Here is an 8,504-nt window from a genome sequence, read left to right as displayed (position 1 = left end):
GGTACGAGGCCGTGGCCGCGCCGAAGACGAATCCGGGCGGGACTGGACGGGCGCGAGGGCGACCACGAGGGCACGGGCGGCGGCGCGGTGTCGGCGTTCACGCAACCGCACCCGGCGTCCACCGGGGTGCGAGCCACCTCACGGGGTTATTCGGGGCCGCGGCGAGAATGTGCGTGTTAGCGTCCCGGGGGCAACGCGTGGACCCTGGAACGCGTCTTCCCGCCCATGAGACCCGAGCAGGCAAGCCGGCGGTTCCAACGCGTCCGGGGAGGGACGGGGAGAGTCGCAGTGACCACTGCCGAGCCGACACGGGCGGAGCAAAGCACGGCTTCCGCAGGCTCCACGGAGAGTGCGGAGAGTCCGGGCGGGACAGGCGATCCGAAGGAGCCGCGTCGTTTCGCCGGCCGGTTCGACCGGCTCGACCCGCTCAAACAGCGATGTCTGAGCCACCCCGTGCTGCTGACGACCGCCGTGGCGGCGGCCGTCCACATCCTCTGGTTCCTCTTCTTCGCCAACAGCGGCGGTGACATCGCGGCTCAGGACGCCTGGGCCGAGTTCGTCGGCCGGCACCCCGGGACCGCGTACAACCTGGCCTGGTACGGGGGAATGCACCCCGTCTCGTACAGCGTCGTCTCGCCGTATCTGATGTCGCTGCTCGGCGTACGCACGACGATGATGATCGCCGGGACGGTCTCGGCGGGGCTGACCTCGCTGATCCTGTACCGGGTGAAGGCGGTGCGCAATCCGCTGGCCTGCTCGATGGCGGGTGTCTTCGCGTATCTGTGCAACGCGCTGTCGGGCCGGGTGACGTTCGGGCTCGGCATGATGTTCGCGGTCGGTGCGACTGCGGCAGTGTTCTGCTGGCCGCATCGCTGGCGGTACAAGCGCTGGGCGAAGGCGGCCGTCGCCGCGCCGCTCGCCGCGCTCGCGACGGCGGGCAGTCCGGTTGCCGGGCTCTTCCTCGGAGTGATCGCGGCCGCGCTGTTCCTGAACGGGCGGCGCCCCGGCGCGTACGCCCTGGGGCTGGCGCCGGTCGCGGTGGTGGCGCTGTCCTCGTGGCTGTTCCCGTTCTCCGGTACGCAGCCGATGTCGATCGCGACGCTGTCGGGGCCGTTCATCTTCGCTGTTCTCGTCTTCTTCCTGGTGCCGGGCGACTGGAAGACGGTGCGTACCGCGGCCGCCGTGTACGGCATCGGGACGCTGCTGACCTACGTGATCGACTCGCAGATCGGCTCGAACGTCTCGCGGATGGCGATGCTGTTCGCCGGGGTGGCGCTGCTTGCCGCGCTGCCGTACACCGTGCCCCGCTCCCGTAAGTGGTACGCGCTGGTCCTCGCGTTCGCCGGGCTGAACTTCTGGATCGGCTTCAAGGGTGTCGACGACATCGTCAAGACCGCGCCCACCGCGTCGTGGGCGCGCGCACTGGCGCCGCTGGTCGACCAGTTGCAGCAGATCGGAGCCGATCGGGGCCGGGTCGAGGTGGTCCCCGCGAGCAGCCACCGGGAGGCGGCCGCGATGCTGCCGTACGTCAATCTGGCCCGCGGCTGGAACCGGCAGGCCGACATGGAGCGCAACCCGCTCTTCTACGACGACACCCTGAACCCCGTCAACTACCGCCAGTGGCTCGACCGCTGGGCCGTGCACTACGTGGTGCTGCCCACGGGCGACCCGGACTCCAGCGGTGCCGTCCAGGAGGCCGAGCTGGTCGACAAGGGGCAGCCGTACCTCAAGGCGATCTGGTCCGACGAGAACTGGCGGCTCTTCGCGGTCGACAGCCCCGTGCCGATGGCCGATCCGCCGGCGACGGTGGACGAGGCCGGTGCCGGGGAGCTGACGATCCATGTGAAGAAGGCGGGCCGGGTACTGATCCGTATCCCGTACTCGCACTGGCTCGCCGTCGTCGACGAGGACGGCAACAGCATGGAGCGGCCGCAGGAGACCGAGGCGTCCAAGCAGCGTGCCGACAAGGACACCCCGAAGTCCTTCGTGAACACGAACGGCTGCCTGATCAAGGTGGAGGAGGACGAGCACGGCGACGAGTGGACGGAACTGCTCGCCCCCCGCCCCGGTGTGTACCGGCTGGGTGCTCCCTACCAGCTGTCGCCCGGGACGCCGTGCCCGGACGAACTGCGCTGACACCCGCCGCCGGTCCCCGCGCTGCGGTACGGGGACCGGCCGGGCCAATTCCGTACGAGCTCTCCCTGCGGGGACGCGGCACTGGCATGGTGTGCTGCCATGAGGTGCCAACAGTGCGGCGGCGAACGGCGTGGGGCGCTGCCCGGTATGAGCTGTCCCGACTGCGACTCCGTGACGCGTGCGGGCAGCGGGGACGGCGCCTGGATCGCCCGGGAGACGCTCGCGGGCCGGATATCCACCCTCCCCGGGAACCGCAAGGCCTGGCTGGCAGCGGGCGTGGTGGTGCTGACCGGCTTCCTCGTCACGGTGGTGTCGCTCATCGCGTCGGCGGGCGGCGAGACCCGCACCGGGGCGATCGGGCAGGCGGGCACGGGCCCCGGAGACCGGGCGGGCGGCGCCCCCACCCGGATCAGTCCCTCGGACGCCGGACCGGCCGCCACCGATCCCGCGTCCTCACCGGCCGCGAAGCCGTCGGAGTCCGGCAGCCGCCCCTCCGCACCGGCGCCCGTGTCCCCGTCCCCCTACCGCTACGCGGCGTGGGCGGGCCCCGGCTGCTCGACGGGGGACTACCGCGAGCACGGGCGCTTCGAGAACGGTGAAGCGGGCTGGTACACGGTCGACTCGGGCGGCTTCCACGGCGGCTCGTGCGACGGCCGGTTCAGCGCCGTCCCGATGTCCGGCAGCCCGGACGAGGACCGGGGCAACACCGCTACCTGGTCCTGGCGCCTGGGGCCAGGCTTCCATGAGTGCGCGCTGACCGTCTTCGTCCCGCGCTCGGGCCGGGACCGGGACGTCGCCGGAAACCCCACCGTCTACCGGGTGCTCTCCGACCCCGCGAACGCGGACTCCGCGTACACGGGATTCGCCTTACGCCAGACCGTGCACCGGGGCAGCGCGGTCGACGTGAACAGCTACCCGGTCAAGGGCGACACCTTCGCGGTCCAGCTGATCGACCGGGGCCGGGACTGGGGCAGTACGCAGTTGGTGGGTGCGCATCACGCGGCGGCGCAGCTGAAGGCATCCTGCCGCTGAGGCGGCGTCTGCCGGGTGGGTGGATACTTCCGCTTCGGGGAGGACCCGCGCTTCCCGAGCTCCGGGCGGAGCGGCGCTCCCCATTCCCTGAAGGATCCGCCCTTCCCGAGCCCGGGGCGGGACCGCCCTTCCCAAGTCCCGGGCGGATACGAGCAGATACGAGACAAGGCAGGTGCGCCCATGCCGGCACCCTCAGGCTTCAGCTACGAGTCCCGCAACGACGGAACAGTCCTCATCACCCACCGCGACCGGAAGGCCACGACGCTGCGGGGCGACCGGGCGGCGAAGTTCGTGGCCGAGGTCGAGGCCGGTGACGCGCAGGCGGTGATGGCCCGCTGGACTGGCGCGTACAAGTTCGGCAATGAGCGCATGGCGCGCAACCACCCCAGGAATCAAGGGCGTTGACCGGACCGGAGCCGTTCGGTGCCGCGGCCGGCCGGGGTGCACCCGCCGCGGTCGTGGCGGTGTCGGTACACCGTGACCTGGCGGCCGCGTGCGGTGGTCGCGGAGCAGCGGACGAAGTACGCCTTCAGGGCGCGCTGTTTGGCCCGGTCGCGCTTCGTGGCGGCGGGCGGGGCCCCCGGGTCGCTGACGACGACGATCCGGTGTGCGGCCGCCACCGCGGTGGCGATCTGTTCCGGGCTGCCCTCCACGCCGCTCAAGGTGCCGGACTCCAGCGGGCCCCGGACCAGGGCCAGGTCTCTGGCCCCGGTGAACGCGGCAGGGGAGACGAGGGCGGTGTCGCGGCGTGCCGCGGGGATGTACAGCACGGCATCGCCCGCCTCGCGGACAGCGGCGACGCTCTCGGCCGTGGCCAGCACGTCGTCGACCCGGCTGTTCGCATGGCGGAGTGACAACTGGAGGGGGAGCAGCCCGAGAAAGGCGAGAGCCATGACCGCGACGACCGTCCGGCGGGGAGGAGTGCGCAGCCGGTACGCGAGCGCGTGGCAGGCTGCGCCGATGAGCAGGGCGAGCCCGATGTGGCTGAACAGCACGTAGCGGGTGAGGTAGACGGGGCGGGCCAGGGAGGCGGTGAGCAGCACGAGCGGGGGGAGTACGAGCAGGGGCAGGGCGACCGCGGTGAGCGGGAGTCGCGTGCCGTGGGGCATACGGCGGCCTTCTCCCGACCGTACCGCCCATGCGCAGAGGGTGCCTGCGGCCAGCGTGAGCAGGAGCACCGACAGCGTGCTCGGGCTGACGGGGCGGATCCAGGCCACCTGCTGCGACTGCGCCTCGCTCGCCACCACGAGGGGGAGCGTGCCGGTCACGGCGCAGGACGCGGCGATGCCCCAGCGCACCACGGTGGCGCGCGGAGGACGGGCCAGGACGATCGTCGCCGCATGGGCGCACAGCATCAGGAGCGAGAACCAGTTGAGCAGCGCCGCGACCAGCACGGTCACGCCGTAGGCCGCCCAGCGCCCCGTGCCCGGGCTGTCCACCGCCATGACCAGCAGCAGACAGGCCAGGGCCGAACACGCCGTCACCAGGGCGTAGGGGCGCCCCTCCTGCGCGAACTGCTGGACCGCGGGGATCAGGGCGAAGGCCAGCCCGCCGGCTAGCCCCGCACACCGGCCGGCCAGTCGGGAACCCAGGAGGGTGATCAGGGCGGCGGCACCGGCCATGGCCAGGGCGGAAGGCAGCCGCAGGGCGACTAGACTGTCTCCGGCGACGGCGAATACCCCGTGCATGAACAGGTAGTAGAGGCCGTGTACGACGTCGATCCGGTCCAGCAGATGCACTGTGTCGGGGACGCTCCGGTGGGCCGCCTCCCACGTCGCCGCTTCGTCGCGCCACATGCTGTTGTCGCGGGTGATGCCCCACAGGCCGAGCAGAAGAGTGAGAGTGGCCGGCCCGGCCGCGGCCAATCCCGCCCGCTCTCGTGCTGCGGGACTGACAGTTCCAGGTCTGACAGCTCCGGGCGTGGCAGCACCGGGCGTGGCAGCACCAGGTCTGGCAGCACCAGGTCTGGCAGTTCCGGGCATGGCAGTTCCGGGCATGGCGAACCTCTGTTGGGCGCGAAGGGGACCACCGGAATGCCGGGCGGTCGCCGGGCGATCCCGATCACCTGAAACACGCTAGGCCGCTGCCCCGTTGAGGTCGTCACCTGCGATGGCGACCCCGGGGGTCCACCGCAGGGACTACGGCGGAGGGCCCTTCGCCCGGCGGACGTAGTCCTCCCGGCAGACGCCGCGACGCGGGTGCCCGCCCTGCATCCGGACAGCATGCGGAAGGGCCGGTACTCAGCGATTCCTGCTGAGTACCGGCCCTTGCGGCCCTTCCGTTCCTACTTGAGTAGCCCTGAGCCGCCCTGAGTCGCTACGGCGTCAGCGTCTGGCCGAGGTGGGCCGCTGCCGGGGTGCCGAGGTTGGAGCGGCCGTAGTAGAGCGCGCTCTTGGGGGAGACCCCCGCGCTGCCGCTGTCCAGCTGCAGGAAGACGCCGTCGCCGGCGTTCTCGCCGTCCGCGCCGATCGCCAGGTCCGCACGGCCGTAACCGGACAGGTCCTGGAGGAGGACGGAGGAGCCGAGGCGGTCGCCGGATTCGGTGTCACCCGAGATGTCGGCCGTGTCCTGGCTGTACGCGATCGAGCCGGTGCCGGAGATACCGGTGGAGGTGCCCTTGAAGAGGATCACCGTACCGGCGTCGACCTGGCTCACACCGCCGCGGGCGATGTCCTCGTTCGGGGCGCCGGCCAGAACGTCCGCGTATCCGTCGAGGTTGTAGTCGCCGACGGCGACGGAGGTGCCGAGGTCGTCACCCGCCTCACCGGTGCCCGGCACGTCGACGGAGTCCTGTCCGAGAGTGATCGCGCCGGTCGCGGTGAGCCCGGTCGTGGTGCCCTTGAGCAGGGTGACCGTGCCGCCCTTGGCGGTCGTACCCGACTCGGTCGTGCCCGGCTGGCCGACGACCAGGTCGTCGATGCCGTCGCCGGTGACGTCGCCGGCGGCGAGGGAGCGGCCGCCCTTCGCCGTGAGGATCCCGACGCGCTGCAGGCCGGTGGCCGAGCCCTTCAGCCAGAGAATCCGGGAAACGCTGCTCGGGTCACGGAAGTTGACCACGGCGTCCGCGTACCCGTCCAGGTTGAAGTCACCGGTGGCGACGGCCGCGTAGGACACGGCCGCGGTGTAGGCGGAGGTGTTCAGGTACCCCGACTTGGCGGCGCCGGACTGGGAGTCGTACGACCACCAGCGGCCTGGCGTGCCGGGCGCGACCGAGAAGATGTCGGCCTTGCCGTCCGCGTTGAAGTCCCCGGTGGCGACGGAGGTGCCGAGCTTCTCACCGGCGGCTCGGGTCGCGGTGGCGGTCCCGTACGACGTGCCGGTGGTGAGCGCGGGGCCGTACATCACGGAGATGAGGCCCGAGTCGGCGTGACCGCTGGTGTCGTCCTCGCCCGGTGCGCCGATGACCAGGTCGCCGTATCCGTCGCCGTTGACATCGCCGTAGGCGTTGGACGAACCGAAGAGGTCACCGGTCTCGTTGCTGCCGGGGACGCCGGTGCTGTTCTGGTCGATGATCGTCCTGGCGGAGGCCACGGGGCCGTCGTCACCGCCCGGGACGACCGTGATCGAACCGGTGTTGCTGCTCGTCTTCGGGGTGCCGGCGACCAGGTCGGTCACGCCGTCACCGTTGAAGTCCGTGCGGGTGAGGGCATGCGAGATGCCGGGCGCGGCAGCGAGGGTGCGGATCAGCGGCAGCTTGGTGTACAGCGCGTCGCCGGGGCAGAGCGTGGTGTTGGTGTCGCGGTGGCCGAAGACCCGGGGCAGCGTGATCGAGTCGCCCTGGGCGACCTTGTTGCCGTCCTGGCCGAGCGGTGAGCCGGACACCAGAGTCACGTCGGAGGTCGGGCTGATGCCGTACATGCCGAACTTCCAGGCGACGACACGGGAGATGGCCTCCAGGCCGGCCCGCGTCGGCTTCAGCGTCATCGTGTTGCCGATGTACGAGATGCCTACCGTGTTGGTGTTGAAGCCGACGTCGTGGGCGCCGACCACCGGGAGGTCCATGCCGCCGCTGCGGCCCTCGAAGATCTGGCCGCAGCGGTCGACGACGAAGTTGTAGCCGATGTCGTAGTAGCCACGGGCGAAGTGCTCCTGCTGGATGGTGCGCATCCGGGCCTTCGACTGGCTGCACGGGACACCGTTGTCCTGGTCCACACCGGTGTGGTGGACGACGGCGGCCTTGATCTCCTGGCCGTACCCGGGTGTGCCGTCGTAGTCCGTGGAGGCACCCCACTCGGCCTGGGTGATGACCGGCGGCTTGACGACGGTCGAGGGGAGGGGGGCCGGGACGGTCGGGGACGGGGAGGCCGTGACCGTCTCGCTGGGCGTGGTGCCGGGCGACGCGGTGCCGGTCGGCGAGGCCGTGTCGGTCGGGGACGCGCTGTCGGTCGGGGACGCGGAGTCCGTCGGGGACGCGGAGTCCGTCGGTGTGGCCGTGTCGGTGACGGTGTCCGTCGGCGTCGGCGTGACGTCCTGCGCGTACGCGGCGGGCTCCGCGGTGCCCTTCGGGTCGGTGCCCGGGTCGAGGAGCTTCACGTCCATGCCGGACGGGAGGGCGGCGGTGGAGCCGTCCTCGGCGACCACCCGCACCTCGACACCGTCCGAGGGCCCGGTCCACACCGAGGCGGTGCCGCCACGGGTGGCCGCGTCCTCGGCCTCCTTGCCGTCGGCGGAGAAGGGATCGTCCGGCAGGGCCTGCCAGCCCGACCACTTACCGGTCCCGGCTTCCTGCGATCGGATCTGGGCGGTCCCCTTGAGCTCGGCCCCAGGGTCCGGCCAGGTCAGCAGTACCGCGCTGAACTGCGCGGTGTCCTGCTTCGGCAGCCCCTTGCGGCCGGCACCCTGCCCGGCGAGCTTGACCGTACGCACGGCTGCGGCCCGCTCCTTGTGGCCGTTCGCCGGTCCGTTGTCGGCCGGCCCGGCGACTGCGTAGGCTGTCGCCCCCGCCCCGCCCAGGACGACGGCGCCGACGGTCAGCCAGGCACGTCTCTTCAGGCTCAGCGGTTTGTACGCGTGCTTTGTGCGCGGGCTCAATGCCCCACCCCATTGCTTCCGTTCGCGGTCACGTGAGCACCACAAGTTCTCTTGACGGTCTGAAGTACCCAGCGTCCGCAGGGCTTGGAGTGTCACACCCGATGCCGGTCCCGGCCCGGTCGCGACGCGGTCGCGACGCGGTCCGGACACGGTCCGGGATGCGCTCCACCGCTTCGACGAAGCAGGCCCGGCCGGTGCGGACCCGGTCCGGCCCCTCGCCCGAGCCGAGCGGAAATCCGACGGCCGCGTCACGGCCCCGTCGGAGTCGACGGCTTTCGCCGGGGCTGCCCGCCGTTCACGCTCAT

Annotated in this window: 5 protein-coding genes; 3 read left to right on the top strand and 2 right to left on the bottom strand. The window is 71.6% G+C overall.

The window, feature by feature from the left end; all coding sequences use genetic code 11:
* Nucleotides 1-288: 288 nt before the first annotated feature.
* The 3 genes from ABT025_RS11110 (at nucleotide 289) to ABT025_RS11100 (ending at nucleotide 3,573) form a co-directional block, all read left to right on the top strand.
* Nucleotides 289-2,136 carry a DUF8823 domain-containing protein gene (locus ABT025_RS11110; RefSeq protein WP_350992335.1) on the top strand — a complete coding sequence of 616 codons (1,848 nt, stop codon included), beginning with the start codon at nucleotides 289-291 and terminating at the stop codon, nucleotides 2,134-2,136.
* A gap of 99 nt (nucleotides 2,137-2,235) precedes the next feature.
* Nucleotides 2,236-3,168 carry an adhesin gene (locus tag ABT025_RS11105; RefSeq protein ID WP_350992333.1) on the top strand — a complete coding sequence of 311 codons (933 nt, stop codon included), beginning with the start codon at nucleotides 2,236-2,238 and terminating at the stop codon, nucleotides 3,166-3,168.
* Between the two features lie 180 nt (nucleotides 3,169-3,348).
* A complete protein-coding gene (locus ABT025_RS11100) occupies nucleotides 3,349-3,573 on the top strand; it encodes a hypothetical protein (protein ID WP_350992331.1) in 225 nt (74 codons plus the stop codon).
* Here the strand turns inward: ABT025_RS11100 and ABT025_RS11095 are convergent.
* Both ABT025_RS11095 and ABT025_RS11090 read right to left on the bottom strand, forming a co-directional pair.
* Nucleotides 3,561-5,033, bottom strand: coding sequence for a glycosyltransferase family 39 protein (locus ABT025_RS11095; protein WP_350992329.1), 1,473 nt, complete (start codon nucleotides 5,031-5,033; stop codon nucleotides 3,561-3,563). The genes ABT025_RS11100 and ABT025_RS11095 overlap by 13 nt on opposite strands.
* 451 nt (nucleotides 5,034-5,484) lie before the next feature.
* Nucleotides 5,485-8,199 (bottom strand): FG-GAP-like repeat-containing protein, encoded by a 2,715-nt coding sequence (locus ABT025_RS11090; RefSeq protein WP_350992327.1) that lies wholly within the window; start codon nucleotides 8,197-8,199, stop codon nucleotides 5,485-5,487.
* Between the last annotated feature and the right edge of the window lie 305 nt (nucleotides 8,200-8,504).

It is taken from the genome of Streptomyces sp. NPDC002809 (assembly GCF_040295435.1).
Lineage (GTDB): Bacteria > Actinomycetota > Actinomycetes > Streptomycetales > Streptomycetaceae > Streptomyces.
Note: the sequence above shows the minus strand (reverse complement) of the source record. Positions and strands in the feature narration are given on the sequence as shown.

Bases quoted from the DNA above. Each gene is read 5' to 3' on its own strand.
- ABT025_RS11105 (WP_350992333.1), top strand. From the start codon at position 2,236: ATGAGGTGCCAACAGTGCGGCGGCGAACGGCGTGGGGCGCTGCCCGGT.
- ABT025_RS11100 (WP_350992331.1), top strand. From the start codon at position 3,349: ATGCCGGCACCCTCAGGCTTCAGCTACGAGTCCCGCAACGACGGAACA.